Origin of the sequence: Chryseobacterium viscerum, assembly GCF_025949665.1 — a bacterium.
GTDB classification, from domain to species: domain Bacteria; phylum Bacteroidota; class Bacteroidia; order Flavobacteriales; family Weeksellaceae; genus Chryseobacterium; species Chryseobacterium viscerum_A.
The window spans coordinates 243,759-266,874 of the sequence record NZ_JAPDFT010000002.1 but is presented as its reverse complement, the minus strand read 5'-3'; the positions used below and the strand labels follow the sequence as shown (position 1 = coordinate 266,874).

Genomic DNA, 23,116 nt, shown 5'->3' with positions numbered 1-23,116 from the left:
TTAAACTATTTATAAATTATAACGCATATAATTTCTTTGTCTGTTTTAAGCTCCAAAGACTCTTGTCCAAGGGAACGCGAATGCAAATAAACCTACCGCAATCAGTCCCATAATCACTACTCCTAAAGAAATAGTATCATTGGATTTTACCTTTTTGTTGACGATAGTCATCAAAACGGCTGCAATAAGCATAGAGAATGGGTGTTCAACATATTGGAATCTTAATGCTGCATTTTTCATTACTTCTCCCATGTTTAATCCTTTGCTAAAAGTTGTGATCAACATAATGATTCCCAATAAAAACTGAACGTGGAAGAAAATCATCGTGAATAGAGTAGTTTTCTTCAAAAATTTGTTCACTTTTCCACTGAAACCGAACATGGTAGCTAAAAGTGCAATAACAAATAATGTTACCAAAAGAATTTCAAGATACCCGAAACCTTTGTGGGCATTAAGTAAAATGTTGTAAAAATCCATAATCCTATTTTTTTGTACACAAAGATAACAAAAATCCCGGCTCAAAGCCGGGATTGATATTTATAAAATCTAATATTGTGATATTATTAGAAGTTGAATGATAAGTTTGCTGCCCATGTTCTTCCGAATCCGAAAAGTACACGGTTAGTAGGATCAATTCCTTTGTATAATGAAGATTGATAAGCCTCATATTGAGCTGCTGTAGCAAACTGATCACTAGTTTTTGTGAATACGTTTGTTGAAGCATCAGAGATATAAGTAGTATCAAATAAGTTGTAAACATTTGCACCAATAGTGAAATATTGAGAGCTGTCTCTTAATCTGATTTTGTAAGAGAATCCTACATCAAACAGATTGAAATCCGGTAACTTCATTACTCCTTTTTCTTGCGCAGCCTGATTAGAGAATGTAGCAATATCAATTGATGAGTAAAGTTTACCTACATATCTCCAAGTTCCGAAGATGCTAAGATCTTTTACTGGTTTTACAGTAGCACCTAATGATGCAGTCATCTGAGGAATACTGTTATTACTTGTTCCTCCTACTTTTACTTTATCTAAATAAAGAGTTGTTGATGTAGAAGTACCAGCTAAAGTAAGTGGATTATTGTTGTCGTCAAATGCAGCACCTGTAGCGTTTCCTTTATAATAGTAATCTCCCCATGAGAACATACCTTGGAATTCAAGATAATTAGTTGGTCTGTAAACAGCATCAAATTCAACACCTTGGTGAACTTCAGTAATACCACTGATTTCTGCGTATCCTGTAGTTGTTGTATTATCAGGTAGAGTAAACGTCTGGTTAGTTCTTCTTAACCATCTGTCTCCCCATTGGGTTCTGTATATGTTAACATTTGCGCTTAACTTTTGAGATCTGAAACCATATCCAACTTCAGCAGAGAAGATTTTTTCATTAGTTAAAGTTGGGTTAACTACCTGGAAGTTACTTGGGTATACAGAGTTGAAGAATGGCTGCTTGCTATAATATCCAACATTTGCGAAAACATTGTGATTAGCATTGATGTTATAGTTAGCACCTCCTTTAATGTTATATCCAAAAAGGTTTTTGAATCCTGTTTTTGTATTAACAACCTGTCCTTGTTGTTTCGTTACACCATCTTGGATGAAGTTGTCAATTCTTTGGTATCCTTGATTAGAAACTGATCCTTGCAAGAATGCTGAGAAATCATTTTTATTAAATTCAACCTGACCAAAACCACTGTACCAGATAACTTCACCGTCATTACTGTAACCAATCTGATCTTGGATAGGAGCTGTTTTTCCTCCAAAAGGATTCCAAGCTAGCTGTTGATAATCATAAGTTTTGTTAACAATATTAGGAGCAATATTTTTGTTATTGCTATCCTTATATCCTGAAGCTCCATATAAATCAGAAGCTACCTGATAATGGTATCCGTAGTAATATCTGTCATCTGTACCTACTGAGAAGTTCCAGTTATCATTAATTTTGTGTTGGAAATTTGCCAAGATACCATACCAGTTGTGAGAGTTGATACTTGATCTACGGATCAAAGTACTACCAGCACCAGCAGTATTTACGTTAACAGCTTTGTTCGCAGCAAAAATAGCATCGTAGTTGAAATGACCGCCTCCATCAATGAAAGAAGCATCAGTGATTCCTTTTCCGCCAACTCTACCAAGTTCACCAGTTCCACCACCTCTACCGTTAGACATGTATAAAACTGTACTTAACTTAGACTTTTCGTTCATTGTCCAGTCCCAGTTTACCATCATTACCGGCTTAGAGTAATAGTTTGCTCTGTTAGCTAATGATACTTTATTTCCATTTGCATCAGTGTAGTAACCATAATCAGAGTTGTATTGTCTGTATGGTGTTCCGTCTTGATCCGGATTGTACTTGATATAATTTTGGATTGTTGGAGAGAATGTTCTCTGATTATGCCATTGTGGTGCAGAAGTTAGGGTAAATTGGAAATTGTGTTTTTTATTTGGTTCCCAACCTAATGCAAAATAATAAGCATAAGATTCGTATTGTGTGTTTTCTATATAAGTGCTACCAGCCTGTCTGCTCATCAAGATAGATGAAGACCATCCATTTTCAGATTTACCTGTGTTGTAAGCAAAAGAGGTTTTAAGATAGTCATTGTTACCAACTCCAAATCTAAGAATTCCACCTCTTTTCATATCTGCTGATTTTGTTAAGAAGTTCATAGTACCTCCTACAGAAGCAATTGCCAATTTCGAAGAACCAAGTCCTCTTTGTACCTGCATCGTACTTGTTACATCAGATAGTCCGGTCCAGTTTGAGAAATAAACAGTACCTCCTTCCATGTCATTAACAGGCATACCGTTTACCATTACTGCAATATTTCTTGATTCAAAACCACGCATTGTGATCTGAGAATCTCCAAATCCACCACCACCTTTTGTAGCATATACTGACGGTGTTGTGTTTAACAATTCTACCAACTCCTGGTTTCCTTGTCTCTCAAGGATTTGAGCAGCTTTGATTGTAGACACTGCAACTGGTGTTTTTCTATCTTTAGCGATATCCGTTACACCTCTTAAAATTACCTCATCAATATCTTTGGACTTTTGCACTGTGTCCTGAACTTGTTGAGCGTAATAAACACTAGCTGTAGATAATGTAATAACCGCAGTTAGTATCGATTTGTTGATTAATTTCATAATCGTTAGTAATAATTAGTAATAATTAGATTTAATTTTCTGCAAAATTCGCGAAATAAAATTTAACTATTATTAACTCAATGTTAATTTTTAATCAGTCTTAATAATGTTAATAGGTTGAAATTCAGTATTATGACTAAAAACCGAAATTTTTTATGAAAAAAGTCATGTTATTGAATTTTTAACAAAGTGGGGGTGTTTTTGTTAAAAATTCAACGCTATTTCACTGCTTTGAGACTCAAATCTATATTCTCAGCAGAGTGTGTAAGGGCTCCTACAGAGATAAATGTTACCCCTGTTGAAGCAATTTCTTTCAGCATATCGCGGGTAATTCCGCCTGAAGCTTCAGATTCACATGAGCCGTTGATCATTTGTACAGCCTGCTTCATAGTTTCCACATCCATATTATCAAGCATAATTCTGTCGACCTTTGCATTGATAGCTTCCTGAACTTCTTCAAGGTTTCTTGTTTCAACCTCTATTTTTAACTTTTTCTTGTTCTTTTTAACATAATCCTTTGCCATTGCCACTGCATTGGTAATGCTTCCATTGTAGTCGATATGGTTGTCTTTCAGCATGATCATGTCATAAAGACCATATCTGTGATTGGTTCCACCACCTATGGCAACTGCCCATTTTTCACACATTCTGAAGTTTGGAGTCGTTTTTCTTGTATCTAAAAGTTTAGTTTTTGTACCTACCAATCTTGAGTCCCAGTCATGGGTAAGGGTGGCAATACCGCTCATTCTCTGCATACAGTTAAGAACGAATCTCTCAGTGGAAAGGATGGATCTTGCACTTCCAGTTACAATAAGGGCTACATCGCCAAATTTACAAGGAGTTCCATCTTTAATGAAAATTTCCACTTTCAGGTTTTTGTCAAAAGTATTGAAAATGATTTCAGCCAGCTCAACACCTGCGAGAATACAGTCCTGTTTTACCAATAGCTTTGCGCTTTGTATAAGATCCTGGGGAATGGTAGATAACGTAGAGTGGTCACCATCCTGAATATCTTCTTCAAGGGCGCTTTTTATAAATGTTTTTAATGCTTTATCGGTTACGTATGCTGGTCTTTTCATATTTTTGATTTTAGTAATAAAAGGAAGATCTTTTTCCGAACAATAAATCGTGAATAATTAAAGAGCAAAAGGACTTCATTTTCCTTTGCATCTATTTTTTCAAAATCTATATTGTCTTTTATTTTTATATTGTTTTGATTAATACCCTGAAACTCTAATATTTGTTTTTCGTTTCGTCCTTGTGGTATAACTTTATAGCTCCATTTAAAATTATCCCAATTATATTCTTGAGTGTAATAAATAATTTTTTCTCTATTAAATGTTAAAATCGGATATTGAGGATTATTGATATAATATAGAGTTAAGCGTAATTTATTATCTTTAATTATATTATTTAAATCGAATTTTAAACTTCCATAATAATCTGGTTTTCCCAAACCTTTCATATTGCATAAAAGATTTAAAACTAAAGGATATTTGGATCTGGGGATAATAATCTTTTTTAATAATGTTACTCCAAATACCCCTAAAAGAAGTCCTAAGAATATTATTCCTGCAAGGATAACTATATTTGAAAAATTATCAGTTTTTCCTTCTTTCACCCAAAAACTCAATAATATAAAACCACAGATCAATGAAAGTATCATTCTTGAATAGAATAAAATATTGACTGTTGTAAGAATATTTAAATTCAGGGTTTTCATTGATTTAATTTTTATTAAACCAAATCTTTATTATAAAATGCACCCTTATTCTCTGTCATTTCCATAGATTGGGTAATGATGAGATGGGCAACGGTTGTTAAGTTTCTTAATTCTGACAGTTGAGGGGAAAGAATAGAGTAGTGATAGATTTCATCTACAGCAGCAGCAATCTCCTGATGTTTCTGGAGCGCCATGTTCAGACGTCTGTTACTTCTTACAATACCTACCAGGTCGCTCATCATTTCCTGAAGCTGTTTTCTAAGATAGCTTACGATGACCATTTCGTCCATGATTTTCATTCCTTCTTCATCCCATTCAGGAACTGCCTTCAGGTCATCAAAGTTGAAACTGTTTTCATTCAGAAGTTCCACAGTTTTCATAGCTGCATTGTGCCCGAAAACCAAACCTTCAAGCAATGAATTGGAGGCAAGTCTGTTGGCTCCGTGAAGTCCTGAGTTGGTACATTCACCCACAGCAAAAAGGTTTCTGATGGAGGATTGTCCGTCCCGGTCTACCTCAATACCTCCCATTAAATAGTGGCATGCGGGTACAACAGGAATTAATTGAGTGAAGGGATCAATTCCTTCATCTCTGCATTTTTTATAAATATTGGGGAAATGTTCTAAGAATTTTTCATGGTTCATTTCCTTACAATCTAAACCGACAAATTCGTCTCCGGTAATTTTCATTTCGGCATCGATAGCTCTTGCTACAATATCTCTTGATGCAAGTTCTTCACGTTCATCATATTTGTGCATGAATTTTTCGCCCCTTTTGGTTCTTAATTTTGCTCCGTCTCCACGAACAGCCTCTGAAATTAAGAACAGCATTCCATCCATTTTGCTGTACAAAGCTGTGGGGTGGAACTGGTAATACTGCATATTGGAAACCTTTCCTTTTGCACGGGCTACAAAGGCAATTCCGTCTCCTGTAGCAATAGTAGGATTGGTGGTGTTTTTATAAACATGTCCGGCTCCTCCTGTGGCAACCAATGTTATTTTAGAAGTGATTTTTTTGATGGTTTTGGACTTTTCATCCAGAATATAAGCGCCATAGCAATGGATATCTCCTTCGTTGAGTTCCTTTCCGGGCACATGGTGCTGCGTAATGATATCAATTACATAATGATGGTCGAGGATTTCAATATTCGGGCTGCTATTGGCTGTTTCCAACAAAGCTCTTTCAATTTCAAAACCTGTAATATCTTTGTGGTGTACGATTCTGTTTTCAGTATGGCCTCCTTCTCTTCCTAAAGCGAATTTGCCGTTCTTCATGTCAAATTGGGCGCCCCATTCTACAATTTCGTTGAATCTTGCAGGAGCTTCTCTTACTACCATTTCTACGACATCGCGCTTGTTTTCTCCGTCACCGGCACGCATTGTATCGTCAATATGTTTTTGGAAATTATCATTCTGAAAATCTGTAACTACAGCCAGACCTCCTTGTGCATATTTGGTATTGCTTTCATCTTCATCAGATTTGGTGACAATAATGATTTTGGCATCAGGGAGCTGTTCAGAAACTTTAATGGCATAGGAAAGTCCGGAAATGCCGGAACCGATTACTAATACATCCGCTTTTATCATATGCTTGCTTTAGGTACAATCGTTTAAAAACGATTAAATAAATTTAAACAATTTTTCGTTTGGTTTCCTTACTTTTTTCATGTGCTGGAAAAGGTCTTCTTCAGAACGGTAGCCTAAAGCGAGGGTAACGGTTACTTTTTCTGTTTCGGGATTGATATTCAGAATTTCTTCTATAAGATCCTGGCGGAAGCCTTCCATAGGGCAGGAGTCTATATTTTCAATAGCAGCGGCATACATAAGATTGGCCAATACTATATAGGATTGTTTTTCTGCCCAGTTGAAGATTTCATCCTGTGTTTTCTGGGTGATATGCTGATTAATACTATTTCTAAAAGGATCCAGCTGTTCAACAGGAGTATCTCTTACTTCAGAAATATGATTAAAATATCCGCGGATATAGTTCTCTTCAATGATTTTCTTTGAAATGATGACGATAAGATGAGAACAGGTAGATATCTGAGAAGGATTATAGAAAGCCGGAATCAGTTTCTGCTTCATTTCTTCACTCTCAACAATCACAATTTTATACGGCTGAAGTCCCAGCGAACTGGCAGACAACTTTCCTGACTCAAGAATATTGTGAAGGGTTTCCTGAGGAATAATCTGATGATTGAATTTTTTTACAGAATATCTTCTGCTTAAAGCTTCCAAATAATTCATAGGACAAATTTAAGAATTGAATATGAATAAAGAGTCTTTAAAATGAAATATCTCCGCCCCGTTAATACAAAAAATCACCCTGACTGGCAGGGTGATTCTTTTGATGTGATGGAAAGTGTAATTATTCTCTGTTTTTTACAACAATCCAACCTGAGAATTTTATCGGAGTACTGTTTTTATTATTTTCATTCCATGAAACAGAATACCAGTAATTTCCTGTAGGAACTTTTTTACTTCCATTAGTGGTACCTGCCCATTTATAACCATTGGTTTTATCAGCCTGGAACAATTTGTAGCCATATCTGTCGAAGATCCCTATTTCCAGATTCTGTTTATTAGCAAGTGCAGAATAATCAACAAAATCATTAATACCGTCATCATTAGGAGTGATCACGTTGATCAGATTAGGGACCGTAATATTGACTTCCACAGGAACACAATTATAGCCGTCTCTTACATATACTTTAGCTTCTCCTCTGGTAATATTGGTAAACACATTGGAATCCTGCCAGTTGATATTATCCATTGAATATTGGTATGGAGGGGTTCCTCCGTTGGCATATATTGTTACTGTACTTCCTGAAATATCAACCGTGGTAATAACCGGATTGTCGGAAGGATATACTGTTACTTTTTGTGTGGCAATACAATCTCCGGTTTTAAGTTTCACCCAATAAGTGCCTACTCCTACATTTTTGATAGATTGAGTGGTGGCACCCGTGCTCCATTCATAGCTTTTGAAACCAGCACCTGCATCTAATGTTGTTGTATTTTCTATACAGATCGTCTGATCTAGTAATGTTCTTGAGAAAACTGGAGGGATGACAGTTAAAGTCACTTTAGCAATTGAATAACATCCGTTTGCACTGAATACTTTAATGTAAACAACCCCATTTGGAGCAATGTATGCCGCCGGAGTAGAGATTGCATTAGTTCCGCTGATGGCGTCAGCCAATGATGGGTAATATTCTTTTGTAAGTCCGCCCTGGGAAACGATGGCTCCTGTAAGATTAAAAGATGCCATAGATGGATTGGTTTCTATAAAGCAGGATTTTATTTCAACATCGTTGACAACAACAACAGGGTAGATGTTCAGAGTAACTTTAGCTGTACTTACACAACCCTGAGGAGTAGTTACCCTTACATATATTGTAGCAGCTGCAGAAGCATAGGCTGAAGGGTTTGTAATCTGGTTTGTACCATTATTAAGGTCATATAAAGTAGGGTAGAATTCCTTTGTAACTCCGGCAACAGTTGTTACAGCAGCAGAGTTAAGATCAAAGGTTGCTGTTCCGGCATTGTTGTTATTACATCCGGTAAGGCTGGCGTCTGTTGCTGCAAATGGGGTGGGGTTAAGCTGAATGACTCCGTCACCATTATCGCAAAGAGTGGAAGTAGGGTCTTTTACAACAACCTTGATGGTGGTATTTCCAGAATATTGGAAACTCGCAGGATTGGCGATAGGCGTTGAGCTTCCCAAAACATAATAAGTGAAAATATAGTTTCCAGGATTATTTACAAATTGAGAGTTAAAAGAAGTAAGATCTACTACACCATTTCCGGTAGCAGGATTGGTACATACAAAAGGAGTTACCGTATTACTTAAAATAGGAACTTTATCTACGAATACTTTAACATCTTTAATAGAATGTCTTGCACTGGCTCCTCCGGTTGCTGCAGAGAAACCGAAATACCCTTGTGACATTCCTACTGCACCTCCAGAAGGAGCAAAAGACTGATCTACAATAAGTACGCCGTTTATCCTTACTTTAATAATCCAGTTTGTTGGATTGGTAAGGTCTGTCTCTCCGTTTACTTCAACGTGTCTGTAGGTGTCTCCTACAAACGGCTGAGTAGCGATAAGGTCCTGAGAATGGTATGTGCTTCCAGGAGTGGTGTTGAATTCGATATTGTTACCTGCTGTATTATTGGTGCCATAAAGAATATGAACTTTACTCATCTGGCCTTCAGTAGTGTTGTTGAAAATATCAAAACCAACCATTAGTCCGGAAGCATTCGCAGGAATACCAAGTCCTCCTCCTGAAACGAATCCTGTAGGCGGGTTGGCAAGATACCAAAAGGTAAAGCCATCTCCTTTTCCAAACTGAGTAGTTCCGTTTCCGTCAATTCTGAAATCGAATTCCACTTTCCATTTATCACAATAGCTCAGGGTGATAGGGGTGGATAATTTTACGGCCCCGTATCTGCTGGTCTGGTCGGTTGTAAGTCTTACAAAGTCTCCGCTTACGATAGCATCAGAGACAAGATCCCAGCCTGTTGTATTTACAGGGTTTCCGGTAAGTTGGTAGGTTTGTGAAAATAAGCTTCCCGGCAAGCATAATAAGATAGTCAGTACAAAAATGAGTATATCTTTTTTCATAGTGGATGGATTGTGATGTTATACTTGTTCTTAGAAATAAAATTGTTTTTTGAATGTTTGAATTGCTAATAACAATATCTGATTCCAATCTCTGATTGAGCAGGTGTTGTTTTTACTATCAAAACTACCCCAAAATGAGGTAGTTTCTGATAGTAAAATTTATTCTCTGTTTTTTACCAATACCCAGCCTGAGTATTTAGTTTCAGTATTGTCTTTATTGTTTTCGTTCCATGAGATGGTGTACCAGTAAGTTCCTGTAAGAACTTTTTTACCGGAAGCAGTTCCGTCCCAGATGAAGTTTCTCATCTTTCCGGCTTCATACAATTTATTACCATATCTGTCGTAGACGATGAATATCAGGTTTTTCTTGTAAGCAAGTGCAGAATAGTCAATGAAGTCGTTTACGTTATCACCGTTTGGAGTGATGGCGTTAATCAGATTGGGTACAGTGATCTGAACTTCAACAGGAGTACAGTTATAGAAATCTTTTACATATACTCTTACTTCTCCTCTCGCTAATCCGGTGAAAATATTGCTGGTCTGCCAGTTGACTCCATCCAGAGAGAATTGATACTGGGGTTTTCCACCTGCTACATTTACCGTTATCGTGTTGTTATCAATGTCAATGCTGGAGATCACAGGATTTGCAGATGCGTTTATTTTTACAATCTGTGTAGTGATACAGTTACCTGTTTTAAGCTTCACCCAATAAACGCCTACTCCAAGGTCTTTAACAGATGAGGTGGTTGCTCCGGTGCTCCATTCATAGCCGTCAAACCCAGGGCCTGCATCCAGATCTGTCTTTTCACCAATACAAATGGTTTTGTCTTTCAGAACAGATGATGGTACTGGTGGTAATACAATAAGGTTGATTTTAGCAATATTAAAACATCCATTGGCGTCTGTTACTTTTGCGTAAACGGCAGTACTTGTGGATAGGTACTGAAGAGGGTTCATAATCTCGTTGGTTCCGTCAAGGGCATTAGCAATGGAAGTGTAGTATTTTTTTGATACACCTGTGGTTAATGTGGTAACATCTGCAGTCATCAGATTAAAAATAGCACTGGTGATATTGTTTTCAATAAAACATGATCTCAATGAAGCTTCTTTTACGGGAGTGTCAGGGTAAAATTCCAGCGTGATTTTTGCTGAACCTGTACATCCCTGAGGAGTTGTTACTTTTACATATACAACTCCCGGAGCAGATATGTAGTTGCCGGGATTTTGAATCTCATTAGTGTCTGCATTGAGGTCTGCTAACGTTTTATAATATTTTTTTACAGCTCCCGGAACGCCTGTTACATTTGCTGTATTCAGGTTGAAAGTGGCGGTGCCGGCTTTGTTATTATTACATACCGTAATGGTTTTATCTTCAGCTTTGAAAGGTGCAAGAACCAGTAATATCTTACCATCCGGGTTGTCACAAAGCAGGCCTGCATTATCTTTAATGACAACTGTAACTGTTGTATTAGCATTGAATTGATAATTGGCAGGATTAGCAATAGGTGTGGAGCTTCCCAGTGGATAATAAGTAAATGTGTAATTTGAAGGATTATTGACAAATTGCGAATTGAAAGATGTCAGGTTTACAGATCCGTATCCGGTAGTAGGATTGGGACAAAAAGACTGGGTGGCTGAATTTTGTAAAATAGGAACTTTATCAGTATAAATTTTTACATTTTTAATAGAGTGTCTTGATCTTGCACCTCCTGTGGAAGCTGAAAATCCAAAATATCCTACAGTCATTGCGGCAGCCGTTCCGGAAGGAGCAAAAGACTGATTACAAATTACATTACCGTCTATTGTTATTTTTAATATCCAGCTGGTAGGTGCCGCAGGATTTACCTGTGCTGTTACTTCAACATGTTTATAAGTTGTCCCCTGAAATGGCTGGGTGGTATTCAGATCTGGCGAGTGAAAAGAGCTTCCTGCAACATTAAAGAACTCAACATTATTGGTGTCACTTGTATTTTGAACCTGCCCATAAGCAACGTGAACCTTGCTCATCGTAGTGCTTGTAGTATTATTATAGGTGTCAAATCCTACGACAAGACCTACCGCATTTTGAGATACTCCGAGGCCGGAACCCAATACACTTGCAACAGGCGGATTGGCAAGATACCAGAAAGCAATTCCGTCTCCGTTGTAGGTTTGGTTGGAATCCATTCTGAAATCAAATTCCACTCTCCATTTATCACAATATTTTAAATTGATAGGGTCATTCAGCCTGATAGAACCGGATTGGTCATTGGTATCCGGGGTAAGCTGAATAAAATCTGTGTTTACCTGGGTAGGGGAAACCATCGTCCATCCTGTAGTAGTTACTGGGTTTCCGATAAGCTGATAAGTCTGGGCGAAGGACTTCCCAGCTATACAAAGTAAAAAAACAGATAAATACAATAATAGATTTTTATTCATTTAAATGGGACTTTGATTAATGTGTAAAGATATTAAATCCCAATTAAATAATATGTATTTAATGTTAATTTTGCTAAAATTTTAATAATATTTTAAAAAAATACAGTTTATTATGATATAATGGTGAATGTTGTTATAGTAATTACTTATTTATATTAATTAAATTAAAATAAAGAATTGCTATCCAACCCCTCAAAATAAGTGTCAATTTCGAGATCAGAAGAATTGGCTGCTGCAACGGCTAACTTGTCGCAAAGCTCGTTTTCAAAATGGCCCGCATGCCCTTTTACCCAATGCATTTTAGGAGTGTGTTTATTGTATAGTTCAACGAATTTTTTCCAGAGGTCGGGGTTTTTTACATTCTTCCAGCCTCGTTTGATCCATCCCGCAATCCAGTTTTGGTTGATTGCATCAGATACGTATTTACTATCTGTATACACGTGGATGTCATTTTCTGTGGATTTTAGTTTTTCCAATGCAGTGATGACAGCCAGAAGTTCCATTCTGTTATTGGTGGTTTTCCGAAACCCTTTGGAAAATGTTTTCTGGTAATTTTTTTCAGGAACGCGCATGAGAATTCCATATCCGCCTTTTCCCGGATTTCCGCTGCAAGCCCCGTCGGTATAAATTTCGATTCTCAAATCTGCTTTTTAAAAAATTGAATTATGGGTTGTGAATTTAAACTGAATTTGGATTAGTCTTCGACTTAAAACGGAAAATCATCATCATCATCAAAGTCATTCATGGATGAGCCGGAAAGTTTTGAGCTATCCGGAAGATCAAATGCTGCCCCTGGCTGAATGGTAGTTTTGATTTTGTCAAAGCCGCTTGGTTCTCCAAAGTTAGAAGGATATCCTCCTCCGGCTCCGTCCATTGCAGCTTCAATATCACCGAATTTTGCAAAATGTTTTAAGAAAGATAACCGGACATCTGCTGTGGCACCATTCCTGTGCTTTGCAATAATCAGCTCAGCCTGATTTTCAGTAGAAGTTTCCTGTCCTTCTTCATCATTATCCCAAACGGTAATTTTATAATATTCCGGTCTGAAGATGAAAGATACAATATCCGCATCCTGCTCAATCGCTCCGGATTCTCTCAAGTCTGAAAGCTGAGGTCTTTTTCCCGGGCGGGCCTCCACACTTCTCGAAAGCTGTGAAAGAGCAATTACCGGAACGTTAAGTTCTTTTGCAATCGCTTTTAATGAACGTGAAATCATGGAAATCTCCTGTTCACGGTTTCCGACTCCTTTTCCGCCGCTGCTTCCTGCTGTCATCAGCTGAAGGTAGTCGACCATGATAATTCTTACTCCATGCTGCATTACAAGTCTTCTGCATTTTGCACGGAAGTCGAATATGGAAAGGGAAGGAGTTTCGTCAATATATAAAGGAGCATTTTCCAACTCAGATACATTGGAGAATAGTCTCTGCCATTCTTCATCATCCAAAGTTCCTTTTCTTAATTTTTCAGAAGAAATCCTTGTTTCAGAAGCAATCATCCTGGTGATCAGCTGTACAGATGCCATCTCGAGAGAGAAAAGAGCCATGGGGACTTTGTGTCCTACTGCAATATTTCTTGCCATGGAAAGAAGGAATGCCGTTTTACCCATCGCGGGACGTGCGGCAATAATAATAAGGTCAGAATTCTGCCATCCTCCGGTTTCTTTATCTACATCTCGGAATCCTGAAGGAACCCCTGAAAGCCCCTCCTTATCTTTTAAAGATTTAATTGTATCAATAGCTTGTTTTACCAGTGAATTGGCTGTATCGAAACCCTTCTTAATTGTTCCGTTGGTAATTTCGAAGAAAGATTGTTCTGCTTTATCCAGAAGTTCAAAAACATCTGTAGATTCTTTATAGGAAGAATCTATTACGTTGGCAGAAACATTGATTAGGCTTCTTAAAATATATTTTTCAAGAATAACACGTACATGATATTCAATATGGGCAGATGAGCTTACTCCCATCGTCAGATCGATGATATAGTGGTCACCGCCTGCCTGGCTTAGTTTATCTTCTTTTTTTAAATTCTGAATAATGGTCATTAAGTCTACCGGTTGGTTTCCCTCATAAAGCTTCAGGATGGTAGAAAAGATGACCTGATGTCTCGGATCATAAAATACTTCTGGTGTAAGAAGGTCGATGGAATGGTCAAGCCCCTTTTTGTCAATCAAAAAAGTTCCGATAACAAGTCTTTCAAAATCCACTGCATTGGGAGGCATTTTTCCATCCGCAATAGACAATTCTTTTGCAAAGTTTCCGTGTGTCAGGGATGATAATGTTTCTTTCTGCGCCATGGTGCAAAGATAGTTTATTTAAAAAATAATAAAAAAATAGTATTCAACAAATTATTAGCAGTCTTTCGGAAAATGCTGTAAACAGGAGGTTGATCTTGTTGATAAAAAAAATCACCTCGGTCTGAGGTGATTTTTTCAAGAAGATTAAGTATAGCTTATTCTTTATTTTTTACCAATACCCATCCTGAATATTTGGTTTCTGTATTGTCTTTATTGTTTTCGTTCCATGAGATCGTGTACCAATAAGTTCCTGTCAGGATTTTCTTACCAAAGGCTGTTCCGTCCCAAGAGAAGTTATTCATTCTGTTAGCCTCATGAAGTTTGTTTCCGTATCTGTCATACACAATGAAGATAAGGTTTTTCTTGTAAGCTAATGCTGAATAGTCAATAACATCATTTACATTGTCTCCGTTCGGAGTGATTGCGTTAATAAGGTTAGGAACTGTCACAGTCACCTGAATAGGAGTACAGTTGTAAGTATCTTTTACATATATCGTATTCTCACCTCTTGGAAGTCCTGTGAATATGTTGGAATCCTGCCAGTTAACACCGTCTACAGAATATTTGTAAGGAGGAACCCCGCCTGTAGCTGTTACTGTGATGTTGTTGTTGGTAATTTCGATTCCTGAGATTACTGGCTGAAGGCTTGCGTGAACACGTACTTCCTGAAGCGTGAAACATTTTCCAGTCTGAAGTTTTACCCAATAAACACCAACTCCCACGTTGCTGATAGACTGTGTAGTTTCGCCCGTGCTCCATTCATAGCTTGCAAATCCAGGTCCTGCATCCAAAGTTGTTTTGCTTTCAGCACAAATTGTTTTGTCTTTTAATACGGCTGATTTTACCGGAGGTAATACTATCAGCTCTATTTTAGCAATTGAATAACATTGTTTATCATTGTCTACTCTTACATATACCGTTTTGCTTTCTGAAAGATAATTTAATGGTGTTGTAATAGGGTTGGTTTGAGCTTTGGCATCAGCTACTGATGTGTAATATTTAATAATAGTTCCTGTAGGGGTTGGAACGGCTACTCCGATATCAGCTTTAGAAAGATCGAATGTTGAACGGGTAACGTCAGTATCAATATAGCAGTTTTGGAGTACAGCATCTTTCAATACAACTGTTGGATAGAATGATAATCTGATTGTAGTGGTTGCAACACATCCGAAAGTAGAAACAACCTTTACATATACTGTCCCTTCTGCAGAAACATAATGGGTTGGATCTGTAATTTCATTCACCTCTGCATTCATATCGGTAACGGTCGTATAATACTTAATCGTTGCTCCGGTTCCTCCAAATACATTGGCTGTTGTTAGATTATACATTGCAGTGCCTGCTCCATTATTGTTACAAGAGTATAAAGTGGCAGTATTGGCTGAGATGCCCACATTGACAAACTTAAATTTCCCGGTTATGAAACATCCGTTGACGGGATTGGTTGGGTTGGTTGGGTCTTTATATACTACTCTGTAATAGTATGTTGTTGTTCCATCTACAGTTGCTATAGTAAGAGGATTTTCTCCTGTAAGAGCATCGTTGGTAGTTTTGTGATAAGTTACCTGGAAATTAGAATTGTTACCGTTAATAATAGCTGCTGAAAGTGTTGAAAAATCAAACTGAGTTGGTAACGCACAAACCATCACCTGGCTAGGATCGTTAGGCGCAGCTCCTGGAATTCCCGGAGGAATGAATGGATTCGGTGAAAGAACCGGATCGTTGAATGCAGAGCTTAAGCTTGCAGTACCTGACCATTCCATAGAAAAACCATTAACAGATCTACTGAAGTTGTCAATAACTAAATAATAGGTTTGACCTACCAATACATCCATGTAAGGGCTCCATTTACCATTGTTCATACTCGCTGTAGTACCAGGAGGATTGGTAGGGAATACTGCGGGTGGAGCAAGAGTAAGATCCAGACCTGTATCTCCCGGAGTACCGCTATAGTTACATCTTATGGGTTGTATGAAAACATGATCTGCATTCTGTAAGGAAGCACAGCCATTGGCTGTTGGCCCATATACAGCAAAATCATAATCATCGCCCTGATCGTTAGGTTTTATTTTAAATGCAAGTGTTCCCGGTGTAGATACAGTGAAAGTATACCAAACGGTATATCTTTCATTGGTGCTAAGACATCCTCCATTTGCATTAAGAATTTCTATAATGTTTCCGGGTCCTGAAGGGGTGTAAGAAATATCAGAGTTACCACAGATGGGAATTGCTGTGATACAATCTGACTGTGAGTAGACTATCTGTGTTATCAATAAAATAAAAAGAAGTAGTATTTTTTTCATTGTTGAAACGATTTTTGTTAAACAAAATTGGGATCAATATATTTTATCATGATTTGCTAAAAGAAAAAGCCGCCAAAGCGGCTTTTCCATATTGTATAAGGATTATTCTCTGTTTTTTACAACGATCCAACCTGAAAACTTGAAAGGAGTATTCTTCTTGTCATTCTCATTCCATGTTATGGAGTACCAGTATGTGCCTGTCGGAATCTTCTTTCCTGCAATTGTTCCGTCCCATTTGTATCCGTTGGATTTATCTCCCTGGTGGATTTTTGTTCCATATCTGTCAAAGATACTCAATACCAGATTTTGTTTGTCTGCAATGGCAGAATAATCTACAACATCGTTCACACCATCTCCGTTCGGCGTAATGATATTGATCAGGTTAGGAACTACTATTGTCACTTCGATAGGTTCACAGTCATAAGCATCTTTTACATATACTTTGTATGTTCCTCTTGCTACATTAGAGAATGTATTGGAGGTTTGCCATAGGATTTTATCCATAGAATACTGATAATCCGGAGTTCCTCCTATTACATTGATTGTTAATGTAGTGTTGGAAACATCAATGTTTGTCACTACCGGCTGCTCAGAAGGATATACTGTTACCTTTTGAGTGGCAATACATTCTCCCGTTTTTAATTTTACCCAGTAAACTCCTACTCCTACATCTTTGATAGATTGTGTTGTAGCTCCTGTGCTCCATTCATAGCTTTTGAATCCAGGACCTGCATCTAATGTGGTAGTGTCTTCTACACAGATGATTTTGTCTTTCAGAACACTGGATGTTACCGGTGCAATAACTGTTAGACCGATTTTTACAACTACAAAACATCCTCTGGTATCAGATACTCTTACATATACCAGGCCGCTTGGTGCAATATAATTAGCATTTAAAATCTCGTTGGTCCCATCTATTGCGTCTGTCAGTGAAGGGAAGTATTTTTTCGTGATACCTGCCTGTGGCGTGATGACAGCAGCGTTATCAAGGTTGAATAAAGCTGTGGAAGGATTTGCTTCAATAAAACATGATCTTAGCTCAGCATCTTTTGCAATAATTTGCGGATAGAACTTAAGAGTAATTTCTGCAATATCAGTACATCCGAATACAGAAGTTACTTTTACATATATTTTACCCTCTGCAGAAACAAACTGATAGATATTGGTGATCTCATTGATTGAGTTATTCAGATCATATAAAGTATAATAATATTTTTTTGTTGCCGTAGGATCTGCAAAAACAGCGGCTGTTGTAAGGTCATAAGTTGCCGTACCTGCATTGTTGTTGTTACAGCTTGTTAAAGTAACGTTTGTTGCCTTGATCGTCCCATCTTTAAATTTAAATTTACCAGTCTGTCTACATTTATTAATAGGACTGTTCGGATTAGTAGGATCAGTGTAGTTGATACTGTAGAAATAAACACCTACAGGAGTAACTGTCTGAGGGCCAACAAGAGGGTTGTTACCTGTTAACGCATCATTTTGACTTGTATGGTAACTAATACTGAAGTTCGGGTTACCGTTAAGAATTCCTGCTGTTAATGAAGAGAAATCAAAAGTTGCAGGGTTTGCACACACCACTACTTCTCTAGGATCTGTAGGGTTTGCTCCTGGAATTCCCGGTGGAATGAATGGATGAGGCTGTATATTCGGATCTGTAAATGGAGAAGATAAAGTAGCTGTTCCACCCCATGATAATTTGAATCCGTTAGCGGTCTCTCTGTGGTTATTTACAATTAAATAGTACGTCTGGCCAGGTAATACATCAAGGTATTTCACCCATTTATCTCCTGAAGCATCCTCACTAAGGTCTGTAGCTGTCATGTTAAGACCTGTGTTTCCAGCTGCTCCGGAATAAGAACAGCGGATTGGAGTTCCAAGGTTACCACATGATTTGTTAGGTCCATATACACCGAAGTCATAATCATCGGTCTGATCATTGGGAATGATTTCAAAAGTAAGAGTTCCGGCTGTTGCTACCGTAAACGAGTACCATACAGAGTACTTTTCATCGGAAGATAAACATCCGCCCAGGTCTTCTGCAATGTCTCCATGCCCGCCCGGAGTATATGATATATCCGAGTTTCCGCAGACTGCCATTGCAGTAGGACAGTCTGACTGGGCAAATAAAAGATGTGAAAATATAATTGAGAAAACAAGTAATGCTTTTTTCATAAGAGTTGATTTTAAAAACAAATAGTAAAATTGTTTAATTACTAAAAAAATGTGGTGCTTTATCTGATACAAAAGGTTCCTGTGAACATTATATAACATTAAAGTCTTTTGTGTCAAAATAAAAACTGACCGCCCGATTCACTCAGGAGATCATACATTTTCTTACTGTTAATTTGTTCCGATCAGCTGTCTTCCCCAGTTAGGTGAGCTGGATGAGGCATTTGATATTTCGAATTCTGTGACTGCTTTTTGATATAATTTGATCGCTTCTGTCTTGTTGCCTTGCTTTTCAGCCATTTCAGCTTTTAAGAAAGAAAGTCTTGGATTGTTCTTTACAGTGGTTTCCGCTTTCGTCATAAAACTTGTAACTGTCTTTAGCTCCTTTTGGGGATCTGTAGCCGTTTTTATCCTGATTTTCTGAAAGTGGATGAGGGCAAGAAGAATATTTACTTCTCCGTTATTCTTTTCAGAAGCAAGGGCCTGCATAGCAAGTTTTCTTGCAGATTCATTAGACTCTCCAAGAGGGCTGTTCGGGCTGTTCTTTAAAAGGAAATTTGTTTTAAGATACAATGCTGCTGCAGCATAATAGTTGGCCTGCCATTTTTCTGAAGTTTTAGTTTCTGAAAACTTAGAAAAAAGAGTATCATAGTCATTTTCTGTTTTTGCATTATTCAATTGCAATACAGATTGCTGTAAGGTTTGATCTGAAAAAAATTGGGCATTCATCAGCGAACCTGTGACGAAAAAGCTCAAAGTTAGTAAAAGTTTGTACATAGGGGGATATTTTATAAGGCAAATATAAAAAATTATTAACGTTAAATTAAAGATTTTGAGATATATTTAAAGAAAGTAATATATTGATTTTTAATATGGTATTTTATGGGTTGGTTAAAATTATATGGAGATCGTAAAGATATTATTGATTTGAATGAATATTTGAAATCTAATTGTTTAAATTATTTTTAAAAAAGGTCTATAAAAGTAAAATCAGAATAGAAAACGTTCTATTCTGATTTTAAGTATTTCGGATTTTTATTTTTACTGTTTGGAATTTGAAATAGATTGATAAAGAATAAGTTAATATTGCATTTTTCTTAGTTTAGGATTGGTGCTCCCCACAAGTAAAGCAACTAGAACAGTCATACAGCCTCCAAATACCACAGAACGTACAACCCCCAGTAATTTAGCCATAACACCACTTTCAAACTGTCCCATTTCATTGCTGGACATAATGAAGATTGAATTTACACTGAGAACACGTCCTCTTATATGATCAGGTGTCTTTAACTGTACAATGGTACCTCGGATAACTACAGAAATTCCATCAAGCATTCCGCTCATTACAAGGAACATGAAAGACAGCCAATACAATTTGGATAAACCGAATCCAATAATACAAAGTCCGAACCCGGTAACAACAGCAAGAAGTATTTTTCCCTGATTTTTTCGGAGTGGAACAATAGATAAAATAGTAATAATACACATTGAACCAATATCAGATGCTGCGTTCAGCAATCCGAAACCTTCGGCTCCTGAATTTAGAATATCTGTAGCAAATACCGGAATCATCGCTACTGCACCACCAAAAAGTACGGCAAACATATCCAGACATAAAGCTCCTAAAATCTCTTTGGTTTTGAAAATATAAGAGATTCCTTCACGCATACTTTCCACTACATTTACAGTTTCCTTTTTGTATTCCGAATGCTGTTTACGAAGCTGCCAGAAAAATAATGAAGCAACAAATATTAATGATAAAATAGCGACCAATGTCCACTTTACCCCAATAAACCCAATAAGAATACCGCCTACTGCATGTCCGCAGACAGAAGAGATCAGGAAAGTGGCCTGGTTCAGTGTTACCGCATTGGGAAGATTTTCTTTCTTTACAATTTTAGGAATCATGGAAGGAACAATAGGACCGATAAAGGCTCTTGCGATCCCAGTAAAAAAGATAACTCCATAAATATAATAGGTGATCTGATGGCCGGTGAAATGCATCTCTACATCAAAAAATGCAGGTGCCAGAAGAAGCCCGATCAGGAAAATATAAGCATAATTGCAGATAAGAAGAAGTCGCTTTTTCTCATTCATATCAATAACGTGTCCGGCATACAGCGCACAGCTTACAGCAGGAATTACCTCCGACAGGCCGATAAGGCCTATTGAAAAAGGATCTTTTGTTAATTGATATACCCACCATCCCAATAAAGTGGCCAGCATTCTGAAAGCTAAAACAATAAAAAATCTCCCAGTGAGAAGATTTCTGAATTCAACATTTTGTAATGTTTGTAACGGAGTAAAGGAAATCATGAACAAAAATAGCCCTAAAAATTTATTTAGGACTATTCATATGTTGATTTTTAAAAGATATATTAAATATATCCTGAAAGATAAAATCTATTTTAGTCTGCTCTTGAAGAACTGATTACAATTGCCGCAACACCCGCAGCTCCAATAATAGTAGCTCCGGCAGCAATTCTTGCCTTCCTTCTGTCTTTTACAGCTGCTACATTTGATTTAGGGATTACTACTTCTGTGCTGTCTTTTTTACCTGCCGTACCTACAAGATTATCACCAACAACGTTTCTGAACAGGATGGTCTGCTTTGGAGAGCCGTCTCTCATAGTTACTTTGTATATCTTTCCGGCTTCAAGATTGGAGTAATTGTTTTTTGAAATATCTTCGCTGTATTTTGTAGTAGCACAAGATGTAATAACAAATAAAGATGTTAGTAAAGACGATTTCAACAGTACAGATGCTTTCATTATTTTCTTTTAGTTTTTCAAATTTATAATTTTTTTTGAATATACGTTTTTGGAATTGAAAAAATATGATTAATTTTTGTAAATTTCTAAGAGATCTGCAATGTTTCTGTCATTAGCCAATCTCGGAGTCTTATTTTGCCCTCCCAGTTTCCCCTGAGATTTGGCATATTCGTGAAAGGCATTCTTCTTAAGTCTGGTGATATGCAGTTTCTGTAAAATATTCCCGGAAATAAGATCATCATAATAGGTGTTTCTTGCTCTCAATTGTGCATCCAGCTCATCTCTGAATGTATCTAAATGCTCCGGTTCTTTTTCAAATTCAATCAGCCACTCATGATATGGCAGTCCTTCGTCAGGATTCACCTGTGGAGCAAGATGGAACTCTGTAATCTGTGCCGGATGTTTTTCAAGAGTAGCTTTCATTGCCTCTTCCACCTCAAAAGCAATCACGTGTTCCCCAAATGCCGAAGTGAAATGTTTGGTCCTGCCGCTTACCAGAATCCTGTAAGGGTTTTTGCCGATAAACCTTACAACATCTCCGATAGAATAAGCCCAAAGTCCGGAATTGGTTGTGAGAATTAAGGCGTAATCTTTATGAAGTTCAATTTCTTTTAACGTTAATCTTCTAGCTCCTGGCTTGCCATATTCTTCCAAAGGAATAAATTCATAGAAAATTCCATGATTGGTCAATAGCAGAAGGCCTTCTTTTGTATAATCATCCTGAAAAGCAAAAAAACCTTCAGAAGCAGGAAATGTCTGAATGATATCCACTTTCCCTCCCAGGAGATCTTCCATTTTGTCCCGATATGGCTCGTAATTGACCCCTCCGGTAACGATAAGCTGCAGATTCGGGAAAAGCTGTTTGATTTTTTTGCCGTGTTTTTCTGTTAACTTCTCAAAATACATGATCAGCCATGGCGGAATTCCTGAGATCAGGGTCATGTTTTCACGTTCCGTTTCTTCAATGATTTTATCTACTTTGGCTTCCCAGTCTTCCATGATATTGGTTTCCCAGCTTGGTAGACGGTTTTTTTGAAGATAATTCGGGATGTGGTGCGCTACAATACCGGATAATCTTCCTGTTTTTATTCCAAAAACTTCTTCCAGTTCAGGACTTCCCTGCAGAAAAATCATTTTCCCGTTCACAAAGTCGGCATTGTTCTTTTTACTGATGTAATGAAACAGGGCACTTTGAGCAGCAGCAACCTGAAGCGGCATTCCATCTCTGGAAATCGGAATGTATTTAGATCCAGAAGTTGTTCCCGAAGTTTTGGCAAAATATTCAGGAGTTTCTGTCCATAGGATATTGGCCTGTCCTTTTTTTACCCGCTCTATATAAGGTTTCAGATCTTCATAATCTGCTACGGGAACTCTGTCCTGAAAATCTTTCACAGAACGGATGTTTTCAAAATCATGTTCCCGGCCAAAAAGTGTTTTTTGAGCCGTATTAACTAGAGAAAGTAATAAATCCTCCTGGTTTTTCTCTGCATTTTTTTTGAATTCCTCTGCTTTCAGAACATGTTTCTTTGCCCAGATCAGCGCTGCATTTTTCTTGAAGAAGTTTAACATGGGTCAAATTTATAAATAAGTAGAGAATATGGAATCATTTTTTACGAAGCTTCACATAAAAAAACCGATGGAACAAGTTCCACCGGCTTTTCGAA

Annotated in this window: 16 protein-coding genes; all 16 read right to left on the bottom strand. The window is 37.4% G+C overall.

The features are described from left to right. Nucleotides 1-45 precede the first annotated feature (45 nt). A complete protein-coding gene (locus OL225_RS15335; protein WP_034691532.1) occupies nucleotides 46-477 on the bottom strand; it encodes a hypothetical protein in 432 nt (143 codons plus the stop codon). Nucleotides 478-563: 86 nt separating this feature from the next. After that, nucleotides 564-3,146, bottom strand: coding sequence for a TonB-dependent receptor (locus OL225_RS15330; protein WP_264518828.1), 2,583 nt, complete (start codon nucleotides 3,144-3,146; stop codon nucleotides 564-566). Nucleotides 3,147-3,364: 218 nt separating this feature from the next. Beyond that, complete coding sequence (gene nadC, locus OL225_RS15325) at nucleotides 3,365-4,225, bottom strand: carboxylating nicotinate-nucleotide diphosphorylase (RefSeq protein ID WP_264518827.1); 861 nt, start codon at nucleotides 4,223-4,225, stop codon at nucleotides 3,365-3,367. Then, complete coding sequence (locus tag OL225_RS15320) at nucleotides 4,222-4,869, bottom strand: hypothetical protein (RefSeq protein ID WP_264518826.1); 648 nt, start codon at nucleotides 4,867-4,869, stop codon at nucleotides 4,222-4,224. The genes nadC and OL225_RS15320 overlap by 4 nt, the downstream gene beginning before the upstream one ends. 14 nt (nucleotides 4,870-4,883) lie before the next feature. Continuing rightward, nucleotides 4,884-6,455, bottom strand: coding sequence for an L-aspartate oxidase (nadB, locus tag OL225_RS15315; RefSeq protein ID WP_047376425.1), 1,572 nt, complete (start codon nucleotides 6,453-6,455; stop codon nucleotides 4,884-4,886). Between the two features lie 33 nt (nucleotides 6,456-6,488). Next, nucleotides 6,489-7,115: an NAD(P)H-dependent oxidoreductase gene (locus OL225_RS15310; protein WP_047376427.1), complete on the bottom strand. Its 627-nt coding sequence runs from the start codon at nucleotides 7,113-7,115 to the stop codon at nucleotides 6,489-6,491. 121 nt (nucleotides 7,116-7,236) lie between these two features. Then, nucleotides 7,237-9,495 (bottom strand): T9SS type B sorting domain-containing protein, encoded by a 2,259-nt coding sequence (locus tag OL225_RS15305; protein WP_264518825.1) that lies wholly within the window; start codon nucleotides 9,493-9,495, stop codon nucleotides 7,237-7,239. 159 nt (nucleotides 9,496-9,654) lie between these two features. Then, a complete protein-coding gene (locus OL225_RS15300) occupies nucleotides 9,655-11,913 on the bottom strand; it encodes a lectin-like domain-containing protein (RefSeq protein WP_264518824.1) in 2,259 nt (752 codons plus the stop codon). Nucleotides 11,914-12,077: 164 nt separating this feature from the next. Beyond that, nucleotides 12,078-12,554: a ribonuclease HI gene (gene rnhA, locus OL225_RS15295; RefSeq protein WP_223598432.1), complete on the bottom strand. Its 477-nt coding sequence runs from the start codon at nucleotides 12,552-12,554 to the stop codon at nucleotides 12,078-12,080. 65 nt (nucleotides 12,555-12,619) lie between these two features. Further along, on the bottom strand, nucleotides 12,620-14,206 hold the full coding sequence (gene dnaB / locus OL225_RS15290; RefSeq protein ID WP_047376434.1) for a replicative DNA helicase: 1,587 nt from the start codon (nucleotides 14,204-14,206) through the stop codon (nucleotides 12,620-12,622). 155 nt (nucleotides 14,207-14,361) lie between these two features. Further along, entirely contained in the window at nucleotides 14,362-16,509 is a 2,148-nt protein-coding gene (locus tag OL225_RS15285; protein ID WP_047376436.1) for a T9SS type B sorting domain-containing protein, read from the bottom strand. A gap of 102 nt (nucleotides 16,510-16,611) precedes the next feature. Continuing rightward, nucleotides 16,612-18,684 (bottom strand): T9SS type B sorting domain-containing protein, encoded by a 2,073-nt coding sequence (locus tag OL225_RS15280; RefSeq protein ID WP_047376439.1) that lies wholly within the window; start codon nucleotides 18,682-18,684, stop codon nucleotides 16,612-16,614. 168 nt (nucleotides 18,685-18,852) lie between these two features. Beyond that, nucleotides 18,853-19,458, bottom strand: coding sequence for a tetratricopeptide repeat protein (locus OL225_RS15275; RefSeq protein WP_264518823.1), 606 nt, complete (start codon nucleotides 19,456-19,458; stop codon nucleotides 18,853-18,855). Nucleotides 19,459-19,761: 303 nt separating this feature from the next. After that, nucleotides 19,762-20,997, bottom strand: coding sequence for an MFS transporter (locus tag OL225_RS15270; RefSeq protein WP_264518822.1), 1,236 nt, complete (start codon nucleotides 20,995-20,997; stop codon nucleotides 19,762-19,764). Nucleotides 20,998-21,089: 92 nt separating this feature from the next. Beyond that, complete coding sequence (locus tag OL225_RS15265) at nucleotides 21,090-21,452, bottom strand: hypothetical protein (RefSeq protein ID WP_047376445.1); 363 nt, start codon at nucleotides 21,450-21,452, stop codon at nucleotides 21,090-21,092. Nucleotides 21,453-21,521: 69 nt separating this feature from the next. Next, on the bottom strand, nucleotides 21,522-23,021 hold the full coding sequence (locus tag OL225_RS15260) for a GH3 auxin-responsive promoter family protein (protein WP_264518821.1): 1,500 nt from the start codon (nucleotides 23,019-23,021) through the stop codon (nucleotides 21,522-21,524). Nucleotides 23,022-23,116 lie beyond the last annotated feature (95 nt).